Origin of the sequence: Mycobacterium sherrisii (genome assembly GCF_002102355.1) — a bacterium.
Taxonomy (GTDB): Bacteria; Actinomycetota; Actinomycetes; order Mycobacteriales; family Mycobacteriaceae; genus Mycobacterium; species Mycobacterium sherrisii.
Map to the genome: position 1 here is coordinate 51,482 of NZ_LQPT01000023.1, position 22,267 is coordinate 73,748.

A 22,267-nucleotide genomic window follows, 5' to 3' on the forward strand; every position below is an offset into this window, starting at 1 on the left:
AGCAGCGCTGCAGGAGATCCGATGTCCACAACCTGGGTGGATGCCTTGCTGCACAAGCATCGTCAGAAGGCACCTGCCGCTTTCCCTCACCAAGCGGCCTTCCTGCTGAACAATCCGATCCGCCGGGCGTGGGCCAATCCGGCGCGCAGGGTCGACGCCATCGGCCTCATCGGGACCGAACACGTGCTGGAGGTGGGCCCCGGCCCGGGCTTCTACAGCGTGCAGATCGCCAAGAGGCTCACCTACGGCCGCCTCGACCTGTTCGACCTGCAACCCGAGATGCTGGACAAGGCCCGGCGGCGACTGGAGCGGGCCGGCTTCCACGACGTCGGTTTCACGACGGGCGAGGCGAGCCACGGATTCCCTTACCCAGACCACACTTTCGATGTCGCCTTCCTGGCCGCGGTGATCGGCGAGGTGCCCGACAGGTCGGCCTGCATCCGCTCGCTGCGCCGAGTGCTGAAGCCGGGCAAGGCGCTGGTCTTCGCCGAGACACTGTCGGATCCGGACCGGATGAGTGTTCCAAATCTGCGCAAGCTGGCCGAGCCCGAGGGGTTCGAGTTCGTTGGGGCGAGCGGCAGTCGTTGGCACACCGTGGTGCGTTTTCAAAGCAGCACAGCATGACCGGTGAAACGCCCGATCATTTCGCTGGTGCGTTACAGCGGCGCCTGATCGGTGAGGTTGAGTATCACGTAGGCGAGGCAGAACAGAAAGTTCAGCACCAGCAGGATCATCCCGGCGAACATCAGGGAGCGGGTGCCTTGGCGTTGCAGTTGCCGCAGCTTCGCGTTGCGCTCGTCGCGCTTAATCCGGGTCGCGATCAGGGCGAAATTGACATCCGTGACTTCCTCGTCGCTCACCGGCATGCCCGCGAGCATCTGCTGCAGGCGAACGGGTCCGGTGTCCACACCGACGTCCGCGAAAGACCGGCACATGCGCCGCGCCCGGCGCTCGCCAACAATCTGATATCGCATATGCAACCGATGCGGCAGCTGTCCTCGTCCGTTACCACAGGGATTCGACGCGGTCGTCACAAGCCGGAAGTCTAGACCCGATCGTGACTTTTCGCGGCCCGCTCGCCGATTAATTCAGCCGGGTGAATTCGCCGGGTTATGGTATGCCGCCACGCATCCGGTCGGCCTCCGGCAGGTCCAGATAGCGCTCCAGATTGCGGTGCATGTTGATCACCCGACGCTCCTCGCTGGAGAGCACGAGGTGGGTGAATCCGGGCTGATGCATGCCACGCTGCACGCCGGCGAGGACGCGGATGTCCTGGGTCAGCACCACCCCGGGCTCGGACTGTTCGGCGGGCACCCGGACGTCCGTCGGCTTAATGCGCGCCGCACCGGGCGGCATGCGGGTCATCAAGAACACGACCAACTCCCCTCTGTCGGGATTGAGGTCGTCGGGATTGAGGTTGTCGGGGCGCGAGCACATGACCGTCAGGTGATCGGCGTTGGCCAGCAGGGTCATTTTGGGGAACACGTTGTACTGGTGCAGTCTGGTGATGCGGTCGGTGTCGGCCCAGTCGAGGTTCACCCCGCGGCTGGCGGCAAATGCCCGGGTGTGCTCGGCAATCAGATCCGGGACCGTTTGACCGGTCCGGCGCTGGTGGGCCGGGAAGGGTGTCCCTTCGGTCGCGCCCATCAGCGCCCCTTGCGTGTAAACGTATGCTTCCCATACCTCTTCGTCGGACAACGCACCGTTGAAGCGCGGGCTTGGCACACCGTAGGGCTGATCGGACTTACCCGTATGGCCCCAGATCTGTTGCGGTGCATGGATGTCGTCGACGCAGCGCAGCAACTCCGGGTGCAAGGTCTGAATGTGGTAGGTCTCGCTGTAGCCGTCGGCGATCGTCTTCCAATTCGCCTCGACCTCGACGGTAAGCGTCGCGTAGCAGCGGAAGTCCTCCAGCCGACACCAGGCGATGTCGTCGGGCACCGCTTCCAGATAGTCAAGCAACGGCATCGCGTCGGCATCGAGGTTGACGAAGACCAGGCCCCGCCCAGGCCTCGACCCGCACCGGCACCAGTGGGAAGTCGGACAAGCGCAACGCGCCGAAACCCTTGCGGTTGGGCACCCGCTTGAGCGTGCCGCCCAGGTCCCAGGTCCACCCGTGATAGCCGCATTTGATTTCGCGCAGTCCCGACCCCGACCCCACCCACAGCGAGTTGCCGCGATGGCGGCAGACATTCTGAAATGCGCGCAGCCCGGCGCCCGGGGCCTCCGGATCGCACACGATCAGCACCGCGTACGGGCCGCAGCGGTACTCGAAGTAGTCACCCGGCTTTGCGACGTGGTCGACCATGCAGGCGAGCTGCCACACCTTGGGCCACATGCGTTCGGTCTCGAGTTTGGCGAAGGCGGGTGAGTAGTAGCGCTCGGCCGGGACCAGGGTCGGACTCGCGGGCGGGGTGCCGATCGCATCCTCCCCGGCGGGAAAGCGGGTGCGTGCCGAATTGCCGGCCGCCGCGGTCACCGGCCCGACCCTCAGCGTGCTCCGCGCACCAACCGGCCGGGCCGGGCCCCGGTGTCGACGTCGTTGCGCCGGGTCACGATGCCGCTGACGACGGTCGCCGCGTAACCGGTTGCGCCCTGCAGGATCCGGTGACCGCCCGCCGGCAGGTCGAAGGCCATCGCCGCGGGGTGCAGCGTCAGCGCGTCCAAATCTATGACGTTGATGTCGGCCTTCTTGCCGGGTTCGATGGTGCCGCGGTCGGTCAGCCCGAACAGGTGGGCCGTATCCCGGCACTGCTTGCGGATCACGTATTCCAGCGCCAGCTTGTCGCCACGGCGCCGGTCGCGCGCCCAATGGGTGAGCAGGAAGGTCGGATAGGAGGCGTCGCAGATCATGCCGCAGTGGGCGCCGCCATCGGAAAGACCCAGCACCCCGGCGGGGTGCAGCAGCATCTCCCGGATCGCGTCGTGGTTGCCGTCCGCGTAGTTGAACAGCGGCAGCATCAGCATCGCGGTCGCGTCGCGCTCCAGCATCAGGTCATACAGCGTCGACAGCGGATCCTCCCCGCGCGCCTTGGCGATGGCCGCGACGGTGCGGTCGGGTGTGGGCTCGTAGTCGGGCGGATCGCCGAGGGCGAAGAGCCGCCCCAGGGAGTGCTGCACCAGCGCGAACATGCCGTCGAACAGCAGGGTCGGGTCGGCGGGCAGGTCGTCCTCGGCCAGAATGGCGGATTTCACCGCGGGGTCGGCGAGGCGCTGCGCCAGCTCCTCGCGCCCGCATTCGGCCTGCAGCCGGCGATAGGTGGGCCGGTGGCTGAACCCGTGGTGGCCTTGGAAGCCGATCATCATGCCGAACGGGCGCGCGGCGACTTGTGGGTACAGCCGGCTGCCGGCGGCGTGCGCGTCCGCGGAAATGTCCAGCATCTCGCGCCACAGATTGGGGTCGGCGTCGACCTGGATCAGCGCGAACGACACCGGCCGGTCGATCTCGCCGCTGAGCCGCCGCATCCAGTCCAGTTCTTTTTTGGGCGCGACGATGTCCTCGCCGGCAGACCCCTGCGGGGCGAGCTCGAAGACCGCCTGTCCGCCCGCGGCCATGGCCCGGCCCAGCCCGAACAATTCGTCCTCGGCGGCAAACGTGCCCGGAACCGGCTCGCCGTCCATCGCGCGGTGCCCCATCGTCCGTGACGTCGAGAAGCCGAGCGCGCCGGCCTCGATCGCCTCCCGAACCAACCGGCCCATCGCCTCGATGTCCTCCGGTGTCGCCGGCTCGTTGCGCGCGCCCCGTTCGCCCATCGCGTAGGCGCGAATGGCGCCGTGCGCGACCTGGCTGCCCACGTCGATCGAGAACTGCTGCTTGCCGACCGCGTCCAGGTACTCCGGGTAGGTCTCCCATCCCCAGGTGATGCCCTCGGTCAACGCGGTGCCGGGGATGTCTTCGACGCCCTCCATCAACTCGATCAGCCACTGCTCGCTGCCGGGCCGCACCGGCGCAAAGCCGACGCCGCAGTTGCCGGTCACGATCGTCGTGACGCCGTGGCCGCTGGACGGTTCGAGCAAGCTGTCCCAGCTCACCTGCCCGTCGTAATGAGTGTGGATGTCGACGAACCCCGGGGCGACCAGATGCCCTGTCGCGTCGATGGTTTCGGCGGCCTGCGCACCGTCCAGTCCGCCCGTCTCGGGGCCGGGCCCGCGGCGGACGACGTCGACGATTCGGCCGTCCTTGATGGCGATGTCGGCGCGGTAGCGCTCGGCACCGGTTCCGTCCACGACGGTCCCACCGGTGATCTTGAGGTCGAACACGAGTCTCCTCCGAGTCTGTTCGGGGTCGCCACGGGCTGGCAGGCCGGAGTTGGTGGACGCGAGACCGGGGTGCGCCCGGTCTCGGTCAGCTCATTACGCTACGCCTCGTTGCGTAAATAGTGAAGATCTGCGCACGAGTTGAACCAATCCGGCCACCGCATCGTGGTCGCCGATGGATGCGCCGACAGCCCTGTACCGGTTGCGCCCTCACCAAGTGCATGGATGAATTGCCCACAGCCACTGAGTTCCACGCTGTGCGGCGCAATGGAAAGGACGGTGGGCATGGGGCCCGCTGATCGCGATCACGAGCCGGCCGAGGGGCCCGGCGAAGCAGCACCCGAGCAGCGCCGCTTCTGGCTGACCCGCCGTGGCGCACTGTTGGGCATGGGGGCGGTCGCCGGTGTGGCCGCCGTCGACGTCGGCGGATTCGCCTACGCGGGCGGATGGCTGCGGCCCGACGACCTGACACCGCCGCGCTTCGCCGACCGTTTCGAACAGGTCTTCGGCCGGCATGAGGGGTTTCGTCGCAACCACGCGAAGGGCCTCAGCGCGACCGGTTCGTTTGCTAGTACCGGTGCGGGCGCAGCCATCTGCCGGGCCGCGGTCTTTCGGCCGGGCACCGTCCCGGTGGTCGGGCGGTTCTCGCTGGGCGGCGGTTTGCCCAATCAGGCCGACAAGCCGGACACGGTCCGCGGTCTGGGGCTGATGTTTCAGACCTCCGACGGTCAGCAGTGGCGCACCGCGATGGTCAACTTCCCGGTGTTCACCGACCGCACCCCGCACGGCTTCTATGAGCGGCTGCTTGCATCGAAACCCGTTGCGGGCACGGGCAAACCGGATCCGCAGAAGATGGCCGCATTCCTGCAACAGCACCCGGAGACAGCCGCGGCGTTGAAGATCATCAAGCAGACACCGCCCAGCATCGGGTTCGCGGACAGCACGTTTCACGGCCTGAACGCGTTCCACTTCACCAATAGTGCCGGTGAGACGGTTCCGGTGCGCTGGACGGCCGTGCCGCAGCAGACCAGCCAGCCGGCGTCGAAGGGCAACGATTACTTGTTCGACGACCTCATCCGCGCCGTCGCGCAGCGGCCACTGGCGTGGAAGCTCGTTCTCACCATCGGTGAACCGGGTGACCCGACCAACGACGCCACCAAGCCTTGGCCGCAATCACGGCGGACGATCGAAGCCGGCACCATCAACATCAGCGCGGTGCAGACGGAGGCGGCCGGCAACGCGCGCGACGTCAACTTCGACCCGACGGTGCTTCCCGACGGCATCACCGTCTCCGACGACCCGTTGCTGGCTGCGCGCTCGGCGGTGTACGCGCGGTCGTACACCCGCCGTGCCGAAGAGTCCAAGTCGCCCAGCGAAGTCAACGTCGGCCAGGTGCTGTCATGACCGAAGAAAAGCTTGAGACCGCCTCCACCGCAACACGATTCACGATCCCTTCCCGTATCCTGCACTGGACGATGGCACCCATGGTCATTGCGCAGCTGCTGATCGGTGTGATCATGATCGCGTCGCTGGCCTACTACCCGTTGCTGTTGGCGATTCACCGTCCACTGGGCGTCGCGATTCTGCTCTTCGCCGTGGTGCGGCTGGCGAATCGGCTCACCCACCGCCCGCCCGCGTTCCTGGCGACCATGAGCCGAGCCGAGCGCAAGATCGCGACGCTGTCGGAATATTCGTTGTACGCGCTGCTGCTGACCCAGCCCGTAATCGGTTGGGCCACACTGTCAGCCGCCGGGCTGCCGGTCACCCTGGTCGGTCCGATTCGCCTGCCCGCCATCGCGCCGCGCAATGTCGACCTCTACGCGGTGTTGCGGGAATGCCACGGTGTCTTCGCCTTCCTGTTGTTCGCGGCGTTCACCGCGCACATGTTGGCCGTCCTGTTCCACACCCTCGTGTTGCGGGACCGATTGCTCGATCGAATGGCACTGTGGCCCAGTCGATTCAGTGGCCCGCGAGATGACGAAAACTTGAACGGTGCGTGAACGACGGTCGGCGAGACTTGGGCAGCGTCCTTCCTGGTAGCGTCGCGGCTACCCAGTGCAACAAGGCTCGCGCTATCGTCGCTGTATGCCCGAGGGTCAGTCGCTGGCAACGTTTTTGCGGGCCCGCCGCGATTTGCTGAAGCCGGCCGATGTCGGTCTGGCCGAAGGAGAACGCCGCCGGGTGGCGGGGCTGCGCCGCGAGGAGGTGGCGATGCTGGCCGGCATCAGCGCCGAGTATTACCTGAGGCTTGAGCAAGGCCGGGAACGTCAACCATCCGATCAGGTACTGGAGAGCTTGGCCAGTGCCCTACAGCTCAATGACGATGCCACCCAATACATGCGCAACTTGGCCCGGCCCGCGCCCCGGCGGCGGCGCCGGGCCGCGCCGTCGGCCGAGAAGGTCGATCCCGGTCTGCAGACGTTGATCGACAACTGGCATTTGACCCCGGCGTATGTGCACAACCGGAATCTGACCATCGTGGCGTCCAACGCGATGGCGTGCGCGCTGACGCCGTTTTTCGCCCGGGGCGTCAACCATCTGCGGGCGGTTTTCTTGGAGCCCTCGTTGCGCAACTGGATCGTCAATTGGGAAGAGGTCACCGCGATCCTGGTGTCGTCGTTACGGTTCAACATTGCCGAAGACAATTCCAACGATCCCGAGCTTCAGGCGTTGATCGGTGAGCTCAGCATCGCCAGCCAACGGTTCCGCACCTTGTGGGCCCGTCAGGATGTACGGCAGAAGACCAGCGGCCCGGCCATCGGCGACCACCCGCAAGTGGGGCTGCTCGAAATGCGATACCGCACATTCGTATTGCCCGAGAACGGGCAGGTGCTGGTGACCTACTATGCCGAACCCGGCAGTACCACCGAGGACAGGCTCCGATTGCTGTCCACCCTTGTCGAGCCGCGGCCGTCGCTCTGACGCACCGGCGCGCCGCGGAAATGCTGATCACCGTGCATTCGGGCTAGGCGGCGCCCGGGCCGGCATGTCAGCATGTGAGCATGTCGCAGGACAAGGGCCGCACCGGCCTTCTGGTCATCGATCCCTACAACGACTTCATCAGCGAAGGCGGCAAGGTCTGGGATCGGTTGCGGGCCGTCGCGGAGGCAAACGGGTGTGTGCCGCATATGCGTCAAACCCTGGCCGCCGCACGCAGCGCAGGGATCCGGGTCTGCTACGCCCTGCATCGCCGATACCGGCCGGGCCACTACGAGACCTGGACTTATGTGGCGCCGATTCAGCGGGCGCCATGGTCCCGCAAGACTTTCGAGTACGGAACGTGGGGCGGTGAGCTTCATCCGGACTTCGAGCCGGAACCGGGAGACATTGTCGCCCAAGAGCATTGGTGTTCCAGCGGATTCGCGAACACCGACCTCGACCTACTTCTCAAGAGACACGGCATCCAGCGGCTGATCGTCGTCGGCCTGATCGCCCACACCTGCGTCGAGGCGACCGTGCGATTCGGCGCCGAGCTCGGCTACGACATCACAATGGTCAAGGACGCGACGGCAAGTTATTCCGAGGTCGAGATGCGTGCCGCGCTGGAAGTCAACATCCCGAACTACGCCAGCTCCATTCTCACCACTGAGGCAGTGGTTCAGCAGCTCTCGGCACTGGCCGATTGATCGACGACGGGCCCCATCGCCAGGCCCGCCAAGTTGTTCGGACAACTGCGATGAGATCGGCTGTCAATATTCACCTTTGATCCACCTGCACGAAGCCAACGCGCTAGCACCTGGCCAGACGGTTGAGCAGCGTACGGACGACAGGGGACAGACATGATCAAATTGGCCTGCCTGGACATGGCGGGGACCACGGTGCTCGACGACGGGGCCGTTGCAGATGCGTTCGACGCTTCGCTCTCTGCGGCGGGTCTGCGCGCCGGGACCCCCGCCCACCAGGCCGCCGTCCGCTATGTCCACGAGACGATGGGGCAGTCGAAGATCGAGGTCTTCCGGAAGATCTTCCCCGGCGACGTGGGTCGCGCCGACACGGCCAACGCCGCGTTCGAGGCGGCCTATCTCGAGGCCATCCGAAACGACCGCGTGGCAGCTATCCCGCAGGCCGCCGAAACCGTCGAGAAGCTGCGCGCCTCGGGCTGCGCCGTCGTACTCTCGACGGGGTTCTCGCCGACCACTCGCGACTACATCATCGAGGCGCTCGGGTGGGGCGAGCTGATCACGCTGGCGCTGTGCCCGGTGGACGCCGGACGGGGCCGCCCGTTTCCCGACATGGTGCTCACCGCATTGCTGCGCACCGGCATTGAGGCCGTCGACCAGATCGCGGTCGCCGGCGACACCACGAGCGACCTGTTGGCCGGCAGCCGGGCGGGCGCGGCGATCGTGGCCGGGGTTCGCACGGGCGCGCACTCCGACACCGACTTCGCCACCGTGCCGCACACCCACGTGCTGGACTCCGTCGCCGACCTGGTCGCCTGTATCGACGCGCACAATCAGGGGGCGTCGCGATGACGACGCACACTACCCGCGGGGTCCGGGCTCGGCTCGACGATGCGCCGGTGAGCCGGTTTCACCTCAAGGCCGCGGTGACCGCGGGCATGGGATTTTTCACCGACTCCTACGATCTCAACGTCATCGGCACGGTGACCCTGCTCGTCAAACCCGAATTCCATTTGTCGGCAGGCCAAGTCGGCGCGCTGACCAGCTCGACCCTGCTGGCGGTCGCGGTGGGGGCGTTCCTGTTCGGCCGCCTGGGTGACCTGCTGGGGCGCCGGCGGGTCTACGGGTTGGAAGCGGTGCTGATGATCTTTGGTGCACTCGCCTCGGCGTTCGCCCCGACGTTCACCGGCCTGCTCCTTGCCCGCGTCGTCCTGGGGATCGGCATCGGCGGCGACTACCCCGCCTCCGGGGTCATCATGACCGAGTACGCCAACCGGCGTAACCGCGGTCGCCTGGTCGGATTGACCTTCCTGTTCTACGTTCTCGGCCAGGTTGCGGCGTACCTGGTCGCGCTGGCCGTGGTGGCCGCGGGCACCTCGCCCGGACTGGCCTGGCGTCTGATCCTCGGGTTCGGGGCGATCCCGTCGCTGCTGGTGTTGTGGAATCGCCGGCATATGCCAGAATCGCCGCGCTGGACGCTGGTGGTCGCCGGCGACGTCGGCAAGGCTGCCCAGGATCTCAGCGCCTTTTCCGGCCAAGCCGTCCAGGCCGGCGATGCCGACCACGCCCCGCCGGCGGTCACGTTGCGGAACGCGGTGCGCTCGAGCTCTTTTCGACTCACGCTGCTGGGCACCGCCGGCGGTTGGTTCTTCTTCAACGTCGCCGTGTACGGGAACTCGGTGAGCCAGCCGCTGCTGATCAAGAGCATCGCGCCGGCCACCGGCATCGTGGCGAACATGGCGATCAATGCCGCGCTGGTCGTATGCTTCAGTCTGGTCGCCGCGCTGGTCGGTTTGGCGTTGTTGGACCGGGTCGGCCGTAAGCCCTTGCAAATGTTTGGCTTTGGTCTCTCGGCGCTGTCGATGGGGTTGATCGCGGCGATACCGGGGCTGACGTCGACGGTCGCCCCGTTTGCGGTGATCTTCGGCTTGTCGCTGTTCGGTATCGCCGTGGGACCGAACTACACGACCATGCTGCTGGCCGCGGAGTCCTTTCCGACCGCGATCCGCAGCACGGCACACGGGATTTCGGCCGGCACTGCCAAACTCGGCGCGTTCCTCGGCGCCCTGATCACCCCGGTCGCCCTCGCCCACCTCGGGTTACGGCCCACTCTTCTGATCGCCGGCACAAGCTTTGTGCTGGGCATCGTCGCCACGATGTTGCTTCCCGAACCGAGGGGTGTCGCGCTGGACAGCGCCGGGACCGAGGACCCGACGCGGCGCGCCGGCAACGAGATCACGTCGTCGAGCTCGCAGCCGGTGTCGGCATGACAGCGGTCAGCGGCGCGGTGCAAGCCCGGTACGCGCGGTGGGACGGGGTGGGCGAGCCGATCACCGTGGTATCGACCAGCGCGGCGACCGATCCCGGCCCCGGCCGCGTCCTCGTCGCCATCGACCTGGCCACCGTCTGCGGCAGTGACCTGCACACGGTGCATGGACGCCGGAATTCACCGCACCCGGGCATCCTGGGCCACGAACAAGTCGGCCATGTGGTGGCGATCGGATCCGGGCCGCGGCCCCATTATCCGAACGGTGTGGACGTGGCAGTCGGCGACCGGGTGGTGTGGTCGATCACTGCGTCCTGCGGGCAATGCCGCAACTGCGCGTGGGGCTTGGAACAGAAGTGCCTGCACCTGAAGAAATACGGGCACGAGGCGCTGGACAGCAGCTGGCCGCTCAATGGCGGCTTCGCCAGCCACTGCGTGCTGTTGCCCGGCACCACCATCGTTGCGGTGCCCGACCGCGTCCCCGACCCGGTGGCGGCTCCGGCCTCGTGCGCGACCGCGACGGTCACGGCCGTGCTCGACGCCGCCGAACTCGATCGGCACCGCGATCCCGCCCGCGTCCTGATCACCGGCGCCGGGATGTTGGGGGTGACCGCGGCCGCGATGGCCGATGCGCTCGGCGCCTGGGTTGCGGTCTGTGATCCGGACCCGGCGCGTCAGGAAACGGCAACCCGGTTCGGCGCCGACCTTGTGGTCGGCAACCACACGGAGGTGCCGCTGGTGGACGTGGCCCTGGAACTGTCGGGCCACCCCGCCGCCGTGCAGGCCTGCATCACGCACCTGGACGTCGGGGGTCGGGCCGTGCTCGCCGGATCGGTGGCCACCGGCCCGCCCATCACGATCGATCCCGAGCGCGTCGTGCGCAACCTGACGACGATCACCGGGGTGCACAACTACCGTCCCGGGCATCTGCGCGCGGCCGTCGACTTTTTGGCCGCACACCATGACCGCTACCCCTTCGCCGAGCTGGTGGCGACGGCCACCGACCTCGACCATCTCGACGACGTGTTACGCAACGCGGGGCAGCGCCGATCGCTGCGCCAATCCATCTGTCCCACGCCATGATTTGCGGCGCCGTGCGCGATCGCGACTAGTACGGTGAGGTCTGCTGGGCCAGGTTCAGCAGCGCGTAGGCCGCACACAGCAGAAAGTTCAACGCGAGCAGCGTCATCCCGGCGATCAACAACGAGCGCACACCCTCCCGCCTCATCTCGCGGTACTTCGCGCTGCGGGCGTCCCGGTCGATTTGGGCCGCGATCAACGCAAATCTGACGTCCGCTTCTTCACTCGCCGCGACCGGGGCGCCGGCCAACATCGCGCGGAGCCGATCCGGGGAGGTTTGGACGCCGACGCGCGCGAAGCGGGCACACAATTTTCGCGCCCGCCGGCGGCCGAGGACTTCGCCGCGCATGTCCAGTTGATGCGCGAGTCTCCCTCGCTCACTTCCCCACGAGGCCGGCCGATTCATCATATGCCGGAGCCTATTTCGGTTGCCGACGCGCGTGGGAGGTCGTGGCACTACCACCTTCGGCGCGAAGGTAATTGCCGACGCGCATTGGGGTCCAATCCCGCGTGGTGGCGTGTGAATTCCACGCTTGACCAATAGATAGATCCATTGCTGGACTCCTGGATTGCCGTCCGGTTGACGCATTGATCGGATCTTTACATTCGTCCTCGACGAGGTCCAATCCGAATTTGTGATGGCGGCAATCGGGATTGATGATGCTGTAGCTCAGTAATTTTCGCGCGCGTCAAAGACGTCGACAGGCGTGATGCCTTGCGGGGCCGTCAATTTACGCCCGGAGTACGAGAATGACTCACCCATCGTGCATTTGATCGCGCAGTACGGAGCAGTTCAGAGTTTGCGCGCCAAAGACTCAACGATGAGTCGCGTGGTTAGCTCGGCCCGCCGGCGCGAGTATTGCTTCGCGTCCGAAAGAATCGGATATACCACCGCGCCCACAATGGCGTCCGCGGCCGACGTGGCCGTGTGCGCGTCGATACCGTCGGCCAGCAACCGGGTGCGCACGCTCTCGTGCAGCGGCACGCTGAAGCCGGCGCGCAACTTGACGGCGGTCTCCTCGTGTTCCATGCCGGCCACCGTCAACGTGCGCAGCATGGCCGAACCGCGTTCCGTCGTCAGGGTGGTGGCCAACCTCCGGACCCAGCCGATCAGGTCGGACACCAGATCGTCGGTGTGCTCCACCGACGACAAAATCTTGTCGGCGTCTTGCAGCATCACGTCGGCCACCAATGCCGGACGGCTGGGCCACCAGCGGTAGATCGTCTGCTTTCCCACCCCGGCGCGTGCGGCGACCGCCTCGATCGTCAGTCCATCGAAGCCGCGCTCGAGGAGCAGTTCGCGTGTGGCGGTGACGATCGCCGTCCGCGACTTCTCGCTGCGGCGCCGTGGCGACCCGGACCGCGGGTTCGCCTGACCGAGATCGGTTGTCATCTACTGATCCTCGTCCATCGGGTCCCTCGCCATCGGTCGGCCCCCAGCGGCCCCGGTCGGCCCCGGGGAGGGGGCCACTTTGCGACGCCTGACCCGCGCCGGTAATCTTCCGCAAGACGAGACGGTTCGTCTTGTAAGACGAAAGGATATCAGCCGGTGCGGCCGAAGCCCATGACCGCTGCTGCGCGGTCCCGGTCATGACGCTGGGACTGACCCCCGAGCAGCAAGAACTCAGCACGGCCGTCGGACAATTCGCCGGGCGCCACGCTCCGATCGCGGCGACGCGCGACACTTTCGACGCGCTGGCGGGCGGTGACCTACCCGTATGGTGGGATGCGCTGACCGCCAACGGCTTTCACGCGGTGCACCTGCCCGAGCGGATCGGCGGTCAGGGTGGCCGGCTGTTGGACGCCGGGTGCGTGATCGAATCCGCCGCCAAGGCGCTGCTGCCCGGGCCGCTATTGCCCACCGTGCAGACGGGCGCCGTCGCGCTGCTCGCAGATCCGACGCCGGCTGCCGAGGCGCTGCTGACCGAACTCGCCGCCGGGTCTCCGGCCGCGCTGGTCCTGCCGGACGACGGCGATTTGCGGGTGCAAACCGACGGCCGGCGATGGCGGGTGTCGGGCGCTTCGGAGGTCAGCGCCGGGGTGGGGGCGGCGGCGGTGATCCTGGTGGGCGCCCGCGACGAACACGACGACGTGATCTGGGTGCTGGTGCGCACCGAAAAGCCCAACGCCAGGATCGAATCCGTTGCCGGCACCGACCTGGTCACCGATGTCGGCATACTGCGACTTGACGAGTACGTCGCCGACGAGTCGGATATCCTCACCGGGATCGACGCCGAACGCGCCGAGTGCGTGGCGGTGAGCCTGGTGGCCAGCGCCGCCGCCGGTATCGCGCAGTGGTGCGTCGAGGCGGTCACCGCGCACCTGCGGATCCGTGAACAGTTCGGCAAGGTGATCGGCACTTTCCAGGCCCTACAGCACAGCGCCGCCATGCTCTTGGTCAACAGTGAGTTGGCCACCGCGGCGGCCTGGGATGCGGTCCGGGCCGTCGACGAGTCGATCGATCAGCACCGGTTGGCGGCCGCCGGCGCGGCCGTGCTGACGGTTTCACCGATGCCAGACCTGGTGCTGGACGCGTTGACGATGTTCGGCGCGATCGGCTTCACCTGGGAGCACGAGCTGCACCTGTACTGGCGGCGGGCGATCAGCCTGGCGGCCTCCATCGGCCCGGCCAACCGCTGGGCCCGACGATTGGGGGCATTGACCTGCACCCAGACCCGGGACATGTCGGTCAATCTCGGTGACGCGGAAGCGCAGTTCCGGTCCTGGGTCGGCGAAACCCTGGATGCGGCACTCGAATTGCGCAATGATAAGCCCGGACGCCAGGGCGACTACGAATACTTCGAGTCGGGCCCGCAACGTACGCTGCTCGCCGAGGCCGGACTCATTGCGCCGCACTGGCCGGCACCGTGGGGGGTAGACGCCGGCCCGTTGAAGCAACTCATCATCGACGAGGAGTTCGCCAAACGACCCGCACTGGTCCGGCCGTCGTTGGGCATCGCCGAATGGATCCTGCCGTCGATACTGAGGGCAGGGTCAAAGGAATTGCAGGAACGGCTTATTCAGCCCACCCAGCGTGGCGAGCTGGCCTGGTGCCAGTTGTTCAGCGAGCCGGGCGCCGGTTCAGACCTCGCGTCGTTGGCGACCAGAGCGAGCAGGGTCGAGGGGGGCTGGAAAATCAACGGCCACAAAATCTGGACGTCCATGGCGCACCGCGCGGACTTCGGGGCGTTGCTCGCGCGTACCGATCCGCAGGCTAGCAAGCATCGCGGCATCGGCTACTTCATCCTCGACATGCAAACTCCGGGCATCGAGATCGAACCGATCAAGACCGCGACCGGTGACGCGCACTTCAACGAGGTCTTCCTCAACGACGTCTTCATTCCCGACTCGATGCTGCTGGGCGCCCCCACCGACGGCTGGACGCTGGCGATCGCCACGATGGCCGAGGAGCGGTCCGCCATCAGCGGCTACGTCAAGTTCGACCGGGCGGTCGCGATCCGGCGGCTCGCGGCCGAGCCCGGGCCCGACCGCGACGACGCGCTACGCGAGCTCGGTGAGCTCGACGCGTACACCAGCGCCATCCGGGCGCTCGGGGTGCGTGAAACCATCCGACTGCTGGACGGGCAAGCCGCCGGACCCACGTCCAGCATTGCCAAGGTGGCGATGAATGTGCTGCTGCGGCGGACGTTTCGGGCCACCCTGCAGTTGACCGGCCGGGTGGCCATGGAGGCCGACGCCGACCCTGCCGTCGTGGAGCCCTATCTGCACCTCCCCGCCGAGCTGCTCGGTGGCGGCACCAGAGAGATCCAGCTCAACATCATCGCTCAGATGATCCTGGGGCTGCCGCGCAAGTGATCAACGAACCTAAGGACGCGCCATGGGATTACGCGGAGAGGCCGCAATCGTCGGATATGTCGAGCTGCCGCCGGAACCGCTGAGCAAGGCCTCGCCGGCGCCCTTCGTCCTCGAACAATGGGCCGAGCTGTCCGCGGCCGCGCTGGACGATGCCGGGCTGCCGGGCGATGTCGTCAACGGCATCGTCGCCTCGCACCTGGCCGAGTCGGAGATTTTCGTTCCGTCCACCATCGCCGAATACCTGGGCGTGGGGGCGAGATTCGCTGAGCATGTGGATCTCGGCGGAGCCAGCGCCGCGGCGATGGTGTGGCGGGCGGCCGCGGCGGTCGAGCTCGGGATCTGTGACGCCGTGCTGTGCGCGTTGCCGGCCCGCTACATCACACCGTCGTCGAAGAAGAAGCCACGCCCGATGGTCGACGCGATGTTCTTCGGTTCGTCGAGCAACCAATATGGTTCGCCGCAAGCAGAATTCGAAATCCCTTACGGCAACCTCGGCCAGAATGGGCCGTACGGCCAGGTGGCGCAGCGGTATGCGGCGATCTACGGGTACGACGAACGGGCGATGGCCAAGATGGTCGTCGATACGCGTACCAACGCAAACCACACCGACGGCGCGATCTGGAAAGACAAGCCGCTGCGCGTCGAGGACGTGCTGGACAGCCCGGTGATCGCCGACCCGCTGCACATGCTGGAGATCGTCATGCCGTGCGTCGGCGGCGCCGCGGTGGTGGTCGCCAACGCCGAGCTGGCCGGCCGATCCCGCCATCGGCCGGTGTGGATCAAGGGTTTTGGCGAACACGTCCCGTTCAAGACACCCACCTATGCCGAAGACCTGCTGGCCACACCCATCGCGGCCGCCGCCGACACCGCCTTCGCCATGACCGGGCTGACCCGTGACCAGATGGACATGGTCTCGATCTACGACTGCTACACGATCACCGTGCTGCTGTCGCTGGAGGACGCCGGGTTCTGCGAGAAGGGCACCGGTATGGAATTCGTCGCCAACCACGACCTGACCTTCCGGGGCGACTTTCCCCTCAACACCGCCGGCGGTCAGCTGGGTTTCGGTCAAGCGGGACTCGCGGGCGGGATGCACCACGTGTGTGATGCCACCCGCCAGATCATGGGCCGCGCCGGCGCGGCGCAGGTTGCCGACTGCAACCGTGCCTTTGTGTCCGGCAACGGTGGCATCCTGTCCGAGCAGACGGCCCTCATCCTGCAGGGAGACTGACCGATGAACTTCGAGCGCCCGATGCCCGTCAAAACGCCTACCACCGCGCCGTTTTGGGATGCGCTGGCGCAGCATCGCATCGTCATCCAGTATTCGCCGTCGTCGGACTCCTACGTCTTCTATCCCCGGGTACGCGCCCCGCGCACGTTGGCCGACGACCTGCAGTGGCGCGAAATATCGGGGCTGGGAACGCTGTATTCGTTCACGGTGGCGCGCCGGCCGGTCAGCCCGCACTTCGCCAACGCCGTTCCCCAGCTGTTGGCGATCGTCGAATGGGACGAGGGGCCAAGGTTTTCCACCGAGATGGTCAACGTCGACCCGGACGACCTTCGTGTCGGCATGCGGGTACGCCCGGTGTTCTTCGACTATCCCGAACACGACGTGACGATGCTGCGCTACGCGCCCGCCCGGTAACGATCACCGGGCCGGCGGCTACCGCAACTCCTCGGTCGGCACCCCGTAGCGCTCCTGGTAGGCGCGCACTCGCTCGCGTACCTCACCGGCATCCAGGCCGGTGTCCGACCAGGTGTAGCGCCCGCGTCCGCCGTCGCCGGGGTGGGCGGCCAGAAAGTCGCGCATCTTCTGCTCCGTTTCCGGACGCAACTCGCGGCCCAGCTTGCGGTAGATCCCACCGATCGTGGTCCACGGGTTCTGCATGAAATCAGCGAACTGAACGTCGATCATCCGGTCGGCGGGCACCACCGCGCTGTCGCGCCACGCCATTCCGCGTTCCAGCCCCACGACGATCTCCTCATAGGACTGCGCCGCGCATTCGGCGATGTTCGACTCGTCGCTGCCCATCCGCCGCAAGTGATGGGTCAGGGCGGCGATCGACGAGATGACGTTGAGCGGATCGCGATGCGTCTGCACGATCAACGCGTCCGGGTATTCGGCGATCAGTTTGTCGAGCTGCCATAGATGTGCCGGTGATTTCAGCAGCCATTGCCCCGGAACACCGGATTGCAAGTGCTGCAAAAAGATCCGATGGAAACAGTAGGCGCCGGTGTGGTCCGCGTCGTACAGCAGCCAGCGATAGTAGCTCGGCAGCCGGTACTGCACCGAGAAGATCATGCTGGTGAATTCGCTGGCCGTGATGCGGACACACTCCTGGCCCACCAGAGCTCCCATCGGATGAAACTTCAAGAATCCGGGGATGATCTGCTCGGACATCTCGATGCTGGCCTGGGCCTGCGCAATGCGTGGATCGGTGTGATAAGTCTCGGGCTGCGGCACCGGACAGGGCGCGTCGACCTCCCACGTCAGCGGGGCGCGCAGGTCGGGGTCCTGGGCCAGCAGGTCGTAGAGGATCGTCGTCCCGGTGCGGGGCTGACCGACGATGAAGATCGGCGATGTGATTGGCTTGGCCGCGATCTCGGGATGCTCCTTGCGCCACGCGATCACCCCGAGCCGGTTCGCCAAGGCGCGGAGGAGATCCAGATGCGCGATCTCCACACCGATCGGCGACAGCCGCGCCTCGTTGATCAAACCGTCGGCCACCCGCTCCAGTCCGGGCCGCCACCCCGGCTCGCCGAAGTCGTCGCTGTCGGCCTGCTCGCAGGCGAGCGCCACGAGGGCGTCCGGGTCGAATCGTTGCTCGAGGGTCATGCGGGTGCGCCGCCCACGCGGGCGCTGCGCACCGTGACCGCGACATCGGGCGGGCTGGGGTTGTCCAGCCAGCGCACCACCACAAACCCGCGGTGCCGACCGCCGGTGTCCAACCAGTGCCCAAACCCGAAGTCCTGCGCGGAGATCGCGATCTGCACGCGACCGTCGGCGTCCGGCCGTACGGCGCGATTGGTCACCGAGCTGTGTCGCCGGCGCGGCTCCAGACACTCGTGCCAGATGCTTTCCAGCGTGACGTTCCAGTACCGGGTGTCCGGCGGCGCAATGTCGAGGACCAGCGCTTGATGGGGCTCGAGCCGAAATGTGCCCAACATGTACAGATTGTCCGGTGTGGTGTCGGCCGCCCCGAGATCGGCCGCCTCGGCGGTGAGCAACGTGTTGGGTGTCTGCAGCAATTCGGGCTTGATCCAGCGGTGCAGCGTGGTGAGTTTCATCAGGGACCACGCCATTGCGGTGAACTGCTCGGCAAGCTCGCCGTCGCCGAGCACCACGACCGGGTCGGGATCGAGTGCCTCGATCCGCAGGGTGGCCGGATGTTCGGTGTCGCGATCGCCGATGTACTCGCGAACCACGACCGAGGACGCGTCGTCGGGAATCTGGACCCATTGCGCGCCTTGCAGATCCGGGCGATCGACCGGTTCGTCGGGCGAGAGCACCAGCGCGAATCGGCCGGAGTCCAGCTCGAGGTTGGCGTCGCCGACATAGTTCGACATCCGCCGGGGAGTCAGACCGGTGCCGGCCAGGATCTGAAACCCGAGATAGGCGGTCGTGCCGCGGGTCCCGGTGATCCGGTAGCGGCGGTCACCGCGGATCATCGCCAGGAAGTAATTGCCGTCGGGGTTGGGCCCCCCGATCATCCTGGTGTCCGAGCACATGTCGAAAAACGCCGGCCGGGCGGTGTCGGCCTCCACGGCCATCTGGGAACACAGCGACGAGACCCGGGCGATCACCCGCAGGCCCTCGAGCAGCTCACGCTCGGATTCGGCATCCTCGGTCACGATCTTGGTGACGTCGCTGATCATCTGCTGGAAAAACTGCCAGGCGGCGCGCGACTGCGGCGCTAGGTCACCCGAGGATGCCGCCGCCAGATTTTGAGACATAGTCTCATGCTAGGGCCGGGGCGGTCCGCACACGTCGTTTTGATCGAATCCCGTCGGGGCTTGCGATCACTCGAAGTGTGACTTGGCGATCTGCCCGTGCACACCGACCGTGCGGTCGACGACCTGGGAGACGGTGAAGTCCGCGGCGGCGGACAGGTACGCATATGCCGTCGCGCGATCCATGCCCTTGTCGGTCTCCAGGAAGTCCAGCGCATTGACGACCGCTCGGCGCATCGCCACGTCGAGATCGGCGGGCTGCCCGTCCCGCCCGGCGTCGGGGCTGGAGAGCCCGATCGGCACCCAGAGATCGGCGGTTTCGCCGAAGGGGTAGCGATAGGCCACCGACGGGGCATCGCCGGATCCCGGCTTGCACACGGTGAGCCGGAAGGTGCCGCGCAGCGATCCCTCCATCGCCGTCAGAGCGACCTCACCGTCGCCCATCGCGTGGTGCGGGTCGCCGACATAGAACAGCGCGCCCTCGGCGAACACGGGAAGGTAGAAGGTCGAGCCGACGTTGAGCAATCGAATGTCGATGTTGCCGCCGCCCAGCGTGGGCGGCACCGAATTGGCGCTCGCCGCAGTGAGATCGGAATCCTGTGAGAACGCGACACCCATCATGCCCATGAACGGATTGAGCGGGAATCGGACTGCGGTGTTCCGGTAGCGCATGACGCCACGACCGTTTTCGATGGCGGTGAAGGTGCAGACGTGGCCGTAGTTCGCGGGGTCCGGGTTGGGGCGATGGTCCTGACTCACCGGGGGCATGACCTCGTCGAGGGTGATGCCCGCGGGGGCCCTGCCCTCGGCGGTCTGGGCCAAAGCACCCTTACCGTGCCGACTCGAGACGACACCGTAGGGCACCCGCGGTGTCGCCTCCAGGGTCTCGATCTTGAGCACATCTCCGGGTTGGGCACTCTCGACGAACACTGGACCGGTCACCACGTGGGGCCCGTCTCTGTCAAAATCCCTTAGCGTGCGCCGATATTCGCCTGCGATAGCGATGGCGTCGGCCAGGACGTCGGTCTGCGGCACACCCTTTGCGCCGAAGTACGCGACGGGATCGCGGCCCTGATCCTCGAGGATGCCCTCATGGGAAACCGCGTCGATGGTGATGGTTTCGCCGGACTTCATCTGCAGTACCGGGGTGGCATGCACGTTCGGGACGTAACCCCACAGCACCTGGTCCGGGGTGGACTGCAAATAATGCTGCCCCGCGATCGTTCCCTGGCCCGGCTGCAATACCCGGACGGCACCCGAACCGGCCACCGCTGGCCCGGCTTCACCGACCACGCCGACGCCGCGACGCAGGGCCGCAACGGCATGGTCGAAATCGGGCCGGCCGACTCCCGCGACGACGGTGTCGTGTGCGCTCTGTGCAAAACTCTGGTCCATTGACGATCTCCGGCTTGTCCAATCACTCGGCGTGCTCCACGGAGCCTTGCAGTCATGAATCGGCAGAGCCAATAGGAATTCGTGATGAGCGCCATTCGATTTCCTGATGGTGGCGCACATTACATTCGAGTTCGGCCGGCGGCGAGCCGAATTCGCGGACTCGGGTGCGGGTCCGGCCGGCACGGATATGGTGGGCAGATGTCTGTGTCAGCCACGTCGATGTCCGTCGCGGGACGAAAACGGACCGCGACGCGACAACGCATCGCGCAGGCCGCCGCTCAGCTGGTGCTCAGTCGCGGCCTGGCCGGTGCGACCGTGGATCACATCGCAGAAACGGCCGCGATCAGCCGGGCGACGTTCTTTCGTTACTTCAATTCGAAGGAAGACGCCGTCGCCGAGGGGATGAACAAGCACTGGCTGGACCGGATCACCGCCGCGCTGGCTGCCCAACCCCCGGGATTGAGCGCGGTGGAAGCCGTCGCGGGCGCTTTCGGTGACCTCGGGCGGGAGTTCGGCGAGATCGAGCAACAGGTGCGCGAGTTGGCCACCCTGACTCGCTCCTCGGAGACCCTCGACGCGTGGACGCTACGCATCTATGTGCGCTACGAGGCGGCGATCGCTGAGCTCATTGCGCCGCGAATGCTCGGTGTGGCACAACATGATCCGCGGCCACGATTGATCGGGGCGCTGGCCATGGCGGCGGTGCGCCTCGCGCTCGACGACTGGTTGCGCGACGGGGGATCGTTACCCGATCGGGTGCGCCGCGGATTGGCGGCAATCACCGTCGACTAGCTGTTGGTCAGGTCGAGGCCCGCACGATCAGGCGACCGATATCCGTCGGTTCGCCGCATGGCGCGCCGCGATACCCGATCCGTTCGAAGAGTGCCGCAAGGGCGATGTCGGCGACGGCGCGCGGGTCGAACTGCACCGTGGTCAACGGCGGACTGCTCACCAACCCCATGGGGCTGGCGTCCACGCCGATGACCGCAAGATCGCGCGGGCAGCGCAGTCCCGCTTCGTGAATCCCGTGCAGCACAAGGCAGGCGATGTCGTCGCTTTGGGCGCACACCGCCGTCACCCCGGCGCCCACCCACTCCCGCACCATGTCTGCGGCGTTGTCCACCGTCACCTCGCCCACGGCCAACGGCGGCAGGTCGCGCGCTTTCGCGGCGCGCAACAGGCCGTGGTACCAGTAGTCGCCCAATTGCCGCCATCGCTGAATCGCGGTGTAGGCGAACGCGATCCGTCGGTGGCCGCGGGAGACCAGGTGCGCGATCCGTAGCTCTCCGATGGACCGGCGCGGATCGCCGAGGGCGGGCAGGGTGCCTATCTCGATGGTCGGGATGCCCGCGGACCGCACCACGTTCGAGGCGGCGACGCTCAGCGGAAACAGGCTGATCACCGCCACCGGATCGAGGTTCTCGATCGCGTCGACGACATGCTGATCGTCGTCGGTCTCGAAGACCTGCACCTGTAGCAGACCGCGTCGGGCCAGTTCGGTGGTCATCCGGCTGCCGGCCAGCATCGGCAGCTCGCCCACCGCGACCTGGGGCACCACGTAGAGGACCACACCACTGCGCCCCCGCGCGAGGTTGCGCGCGGCGAGATTGGGTCGGTAGCCAAGCAGGTCGGCGGCACGGTGGACCGCCTCGCGGGTGCGGGCCGAGATGCGACGACCCTCGGCGTTGTTCAATACATAACTGACCGTCGCCGTTGACACGCTGGCCAACCGCGCAACATCGGCGTTGGTGGGCCGCGCCGGCTTATCCGCGGTCATCGCGTCACCTTCCGGGCCGGTCATGCCTCATGGTGGCACGCGGCGACGACCGATTACGCGAGATCCGGCAAATATCCGCCCGGATTGCACCGCCCATTTCTATGG

General features: G+C 66.8%; 20 protein-coding genes and 1 pseudogene. 12 read left to right on the forward strand and 9 right to left on the reverse strand.

The window, feature by feature from the left end:
- Positions 1-36 precede the first annotated feature (36 nt).
- Complete coding sequence (locus AWC25_RS04155) at positions 37-624, forward strand: class I SAM-dependent methyltransferase (RefSeq protein ID WP_069399443.1); 588 nt, start codon at positions 37-39, stop codon at positions 622-624.
- Positions 625-656: 32 nt separating this feature from the next.
- Here AWC25_RS04155 and AWC25_RS04160 read toward each other — a convergent pair whose 3' ends face one another.
- The 3 genes and pseudogenes from AWC25_RS04160 to AWC25_RS04170 form a co-directional block, all read right to left on the reverse strand.
- On the reverse strand, positions 657-1,034 hold the full coding sequence (locus AWC25_RS04160) for a hypothetical protein (protein WP_142278683.1): 378 nt from the start codon (positions 1,032-1,034) through the stop codon (positions 657-659).
- A 76-nt stretch (positions 1,035-1,110) separates the two neighbouring features.
- Positions 1,111-2,479: pseudogene (locus AWC25_RS04165) on the reverse strand (aromatic ring-hydroxylating oxygenase subunit alpha).
- An 11-nt stretch (positions 2,480-2,490) separates the two neighbouring features.
- Entirely contained in the window at positions 2,491-4,260 is a 1,770-nt protein-coding gene (locus AWC25_RS04170; RefSeq protein ID WP_085166396.1) for an N-acyl-D-amino-acid deacylase family protein, read from the reverse strand.
- Between the two features lie 282 nt (positions 4,261-4,542).
- Here AWC25_RS04170 and AWC25_RS04175 point away from each other — a divergent pair, with 282 nt between their 5' ends.
- From AWC25_RS04175 to AWC25_RS04205, 7 genes are all read left to right on the forward strand, one after another.
- Positions 4,543-5,661 carry a catalase family peroxidase gene (locus AWC25_RS04175; protein WP_372513449.1) on the forward strand — a complete coding sequence of 373 codons (1,119 nt, stop codon included), beginning with the start codon at positions 4,543-4,545 and terminating at the stop codon, positions 5,659-5,661.
- Positions 5,658-6,257, forward strand: coding sequence for a cytochrome b (locus tag AWC25_RS04180; protein ID WP_069399367.1), 600 nt, complete (start codon positions 5,658-5,660; stop codon positions 6,255-6,257). The genes AWC25_RS04175 and AWC25_RS04180 overlap by 4 nt, the downstream gene beginning before the upstream one ends.
- A gap of 85 nt (positions 6,258-6,342) precedes the next feature.
- Complete coding sequence (locus tag AWC25_RS04185; protein ID WP_069399368.1) at positions 6,343-7,179, forward strand: helix-turn-helix domain-containing protein; 837 nt, start codon at positions 6,343-6,345, stop codon at positions 7,177-7,179.
- 80 nt (positions 7,180-7,259) lie between these two features.
- On the forward strand, positions 7,260-7,883 hold the full coding sequence (locus tag AWC25_RS04190; protein WP_085166397.1) for a cysteine hydrolase family protein: 624 nt from the start codon (positions 7,260-7,262) through the stop codon (positions 7,881-7,883).
- A gap of 153 nt (positions 7,884-8,036) precedes the next feature.
- Complete coding sequence (locus AWC25_RS04195) at positions 8,037-8,729, forward strand: HAD family hydrolase (RefSeq protein ID WP_069399370.1); 693 nt, start codon at positions 8,037-8,039, stop codon at positions 8,727-8,729.
- Positions 8,726-10,147, forward strand: coding sequence for an MFS transporter (locus tag AWC25_RS04200; protein WP_085166398.1), 1,422 nt, complete (start codon positions 8,726-8,728; stop codon positions 10,145-10,147). The genes AWC25_RS04195 and AWC25_RS04200 overlap by 4 nt, the downstream gene beginning before the upstream one ends.
- On the forward strand, positions 10,144-11,226 hold the full coding sequence (locus AWC25_RS04205) for a zinc-binding dehydrogenase (protein ID WP_085166399.1): 1,083 nt from the start codon (positions 10,144-10,146) through the stop codon (positions 11,224-11,226). Before AWC25_RS04200 ends, AWC25_RS04205 begins: the two co-directional genes overlap by 4 nt.
- Positions 11,227-11,251: 25 nt before the next feature.
- Here AWC25_RS04205 and AWC25_RS04210 read toward each other — a convergent pair whose 3' ends face one another.
- Both AWC25_RS04210 and AWC25_RS04215 read right to left on the reverse strand, forming a co-directional pair.
- Complete coding sequence (locus tag AWC25_RS04210) at positions 11,252-11,572, reverse strand: hypothetical protein (RefSeq protein WP_069399373.1); 321 nt, start codon at positions 11,570-11,572, stop codon at positions 11,252-11,254.
- 444 nt (positions 11,573-12,016) lie between these two features.
- Positions 12,017-12,616 (reverse strand): TetR/AcrR family transcriptional regulator, encoded by a 600-nt coding sequence (locus AWC25_RS04215; protein ID WP_069399374.1) that lies wholly within the window; start codon positions 12,614-12,616, stop codon positions 12,017-12,019.
- Positions 12,617-12,813: 197 nt separating this feature from the next.
- Between AWC25_RS04215 and AWC25_RS04220 the strand changes: the two genes are divergently transcribed.
- From AWC25_RS04220 to AWC25_RS04230, 3 genes are read left to right on the forward strand one after another with little or no spacing between them, the layout of a single operon-like run.
- On the forward strand, positions 12,814-15,039 hold the full coding sequence (locus AWC25_RS04220) for an acyl-CoA dehydrogenase family protein (protein ID WP_069399375.1): 2,226 nt from the start codon (positions 12,814-12,816) through the stop codon (positions 15,037-15,039).
- A 22-nt stretch (positions 15,040-15,061) separates the two neighbouring features.
- A complete protein-coding gene (locus AWC25_RS04225) occupies positions 15,062-16,270 on the forward strand; it encodes a thiolase family protein (RefSeq protein ID WP_069399376.1) in 1,209 nt (402 codons plus the stop codon).
- 3 nt (positions 16,271-16,273) lie between these two features.
- On the forward strand, positions 16,274-16,684 hold the full coding sequence (locus AWC25_RS04230; RefSeq protein WP_069399377.1) for a Zn-ribbon domain-containing OB-fold protein: 411 nt from the start codon (positions 16,274-16,276) through the stop codon (positions 16,682-16,684).
- 18 nt (positions 16,685-16,702) lie between these two features.
- Here the strand turns inward: AWC25_RS04230 and AWC25_RS04235 are convergent, their stop codons facing one another.
- The 3 genes from AWC25_RS04235 to AWC25_RS04245 form a co-directional block, all read right to left on the reverse strand.
- Positions 16,703-17,875, reverse strand: coding sequence for a sulfotransferase family protein (locus AWC25_RS04235; protein ID WP_069399378.1), 1,173 nt, complete (start codon positions 17,873-17,875; stop codon positions 16,703-16,705).
- Positions 17,872-18,993 carry a DUF1214 domain-containing protein gene (locus tag AWC25_RS04240; protein WP_069399379.1) on the reverse strand — a complete coding sequence of 374 codons (1,122 nt, stop codon included), beginning with the start codon at positions 18,991-18,993 and terminating at the stop codon, positions 17,872-17,874. Before AWC25_RS04240 ends, AWC25_RS04235 begins: the two co-directional genes overlap by 4 nt.
- Before the next feature lie 66 nt (positions 18,994-19,059).
- Complete coding sequence (locus AWC25_RS04245) at positions 19,060-20,385, reverse strand: acetamidase/formamidase family protein (RefSeq protein WP_069399380.1); 1,326 nt, start codon at positions 20,383-20,385, stop codon at positions 19,060-19,062.
- Between the two features lie 198 nt (positions 20,386-20,583).
- On the opposite strand from AWC25_RS04245, the gene AWC25_RS04250 reads away from it, so the two are divergent.
- Positions 20,584-21,177 carry a TetR family transcriptional regulator gene (locus AWC25_RS04250; RefSeq protein WP_069399381.1) on the forward strand — a complete coding sequence of 198 codons (594 nt, stop codon included), beginning with the start codon at positions 20,584-20,586 and terminating at the stop codon, positions 21,175-21,177.
- A gap of 7 nt (positions 21,178-21,184) precedes the next feature.
- On the opposite strand, the gene AWC25_RS04255 is transcribed toward AWC25_RS04250, so the two are convergent.
- Positions 21,185-22,186, reverse strand: coding sequence for a LacI family DNA-binding transcriptional regulator (locus tag AWC25_RS04255; RefSeq protein ID WP_142278684.1), 1,002 nt, complete (start codon positions 22,184-22,186; stop codon positions 21,185-21,187).
- Positions 22,187-22,267: the final 81 nt, after the last annotated feature.

What these genes read in the sequence shown, in the direction of transcription:
- AWC25_RS04205 (WP_085166399.1), top strand. Translation starts at nt 10,144, where the DNA reads ATGACAGCGGTCAGCGGCGCGGTGCAAGCCCGGTACGCGCGGTGGGAC.
- AWC25_RS04175 (WP_372513449.1), top strand. Translation starts at nt 4,543, where the DNA reads ATGGGGCCCGCTGATCGCGATCACGAGCCGGCCGAGGGGCCCGGCGAA.
- AWC25_RS04180 (WP_069399367.1), top strand. Translation starts at nt 5,658, where the DNA reads ATGACCGAAGAAAAGCTTGAGACCGCCTCCACCGCAACACGATTCACG.
- AWC25_RS04215 (WP_069399374.1), bottom strand. Translation starts at nt 12,616, where the DNA reads ATGACAACCGATCTCGGTCAGGCGAACCCGCGGTCCGGGTCGCCACGG.
- AWC25_RS04220 (WP_069399375.1), top strand. Translation starts at nt 12,814, where the DNA reads ATGACGCTGGGACTGACCCCCGAGCAGCAAGAACTCAGCACGGCCGTC.
- AWC25_RS04195 (WP_069399370.1), top strand. Translation starts at nt 8,037, where the DNA reads ATGATCAAATTGGCCTGCCTGGACATGGCGGGGACCACGGTGCTCGAC.
- AWC25_RS04235 (WP_069399378.1), bottom strand. Translation starts at nt 17,875, where the DNA reads ATGACCCTCGAGCAACGATTCGACCCGGACGCCCTCGTGGCGCTCGCC.
- AWC25_RS04185 (WP_069399368.1), top strand. Translation starts at nt 6,343, where the DNA reads ATGCCCGAGGGTCAGTCGCTGGCAACGTTTTTGCGGGCCCGCCGCGAT.
- AWC25_RS04250 (WP_069399381.1), top strand. Translation starts at nt 20,584, where the DNA reads ATGTCTGTGTCAGCCACGTCGATGTCCGTCGCGGGACGAAAACGGACC.
- AWC25_RS04240 (WP_069399379.1), bottom strand. Translation starts at nt 18,993, where the DNA reads ATGTCTCAAAATCTGGCGGCGGCATCCTCGGGTGACCTAGCGCCGCAG.
- AWC25_RS04255 (WP_142278684.1), bottom strand. Translation starts at nt 22,186, where the DNA reads ATGACCGGCCCGGAAGGTGACGCGATGACCGCGGATAAGCCGGCGCGG.
- AWC25_RS04245 (WP_069399380.1), bottom strand. Translation starts at nt 20,385, where the DNA reads ATGGACCAGAGTTTTGCACAGAGCGCACACGACACCGTCGTCGCGGGA.
- AWC25_RS04210 (WP_069399373.1), bottom strand. Translation starts at nt 11,572, where the DNA reads ATGCGCGGCGAAGTCCTCGGCCGCCGGCGGGCGCGAAAATTGTGTGCC.
- AWC25_RS04230 (WP_069399377.1), top strand. Translation starts at nt 16,274, where the DNA reads ATGAACTTCGAGCGCCCGATGCCCGTCAAAACGCCTACCACCGCGCCG.
- AWC25_RS04190 (WP_085166397.1), top strand. Translation starts at nt 7,260, where the DNA reads ATGTCGCAGGACAAGGGCCGCACCGGCCTTCTGGTCATCGATCCCTAC.
- AWC25_RS04225 (WP_069399376.1), top strand. Translation starts at nt 15,062, where the DNA reads ATGGGATTACGCGGAGAGGCCGCAATCGTCGGATATGTCGAGCTGCCG.
- AWC25_RS04200 (WP_085166398.1), top strand. Translation starts at nt 8,726, where the DNA reads ATGACGACGCACACTACCCGCGGGGTCCGGGCTCGGCTCGACGATGCG.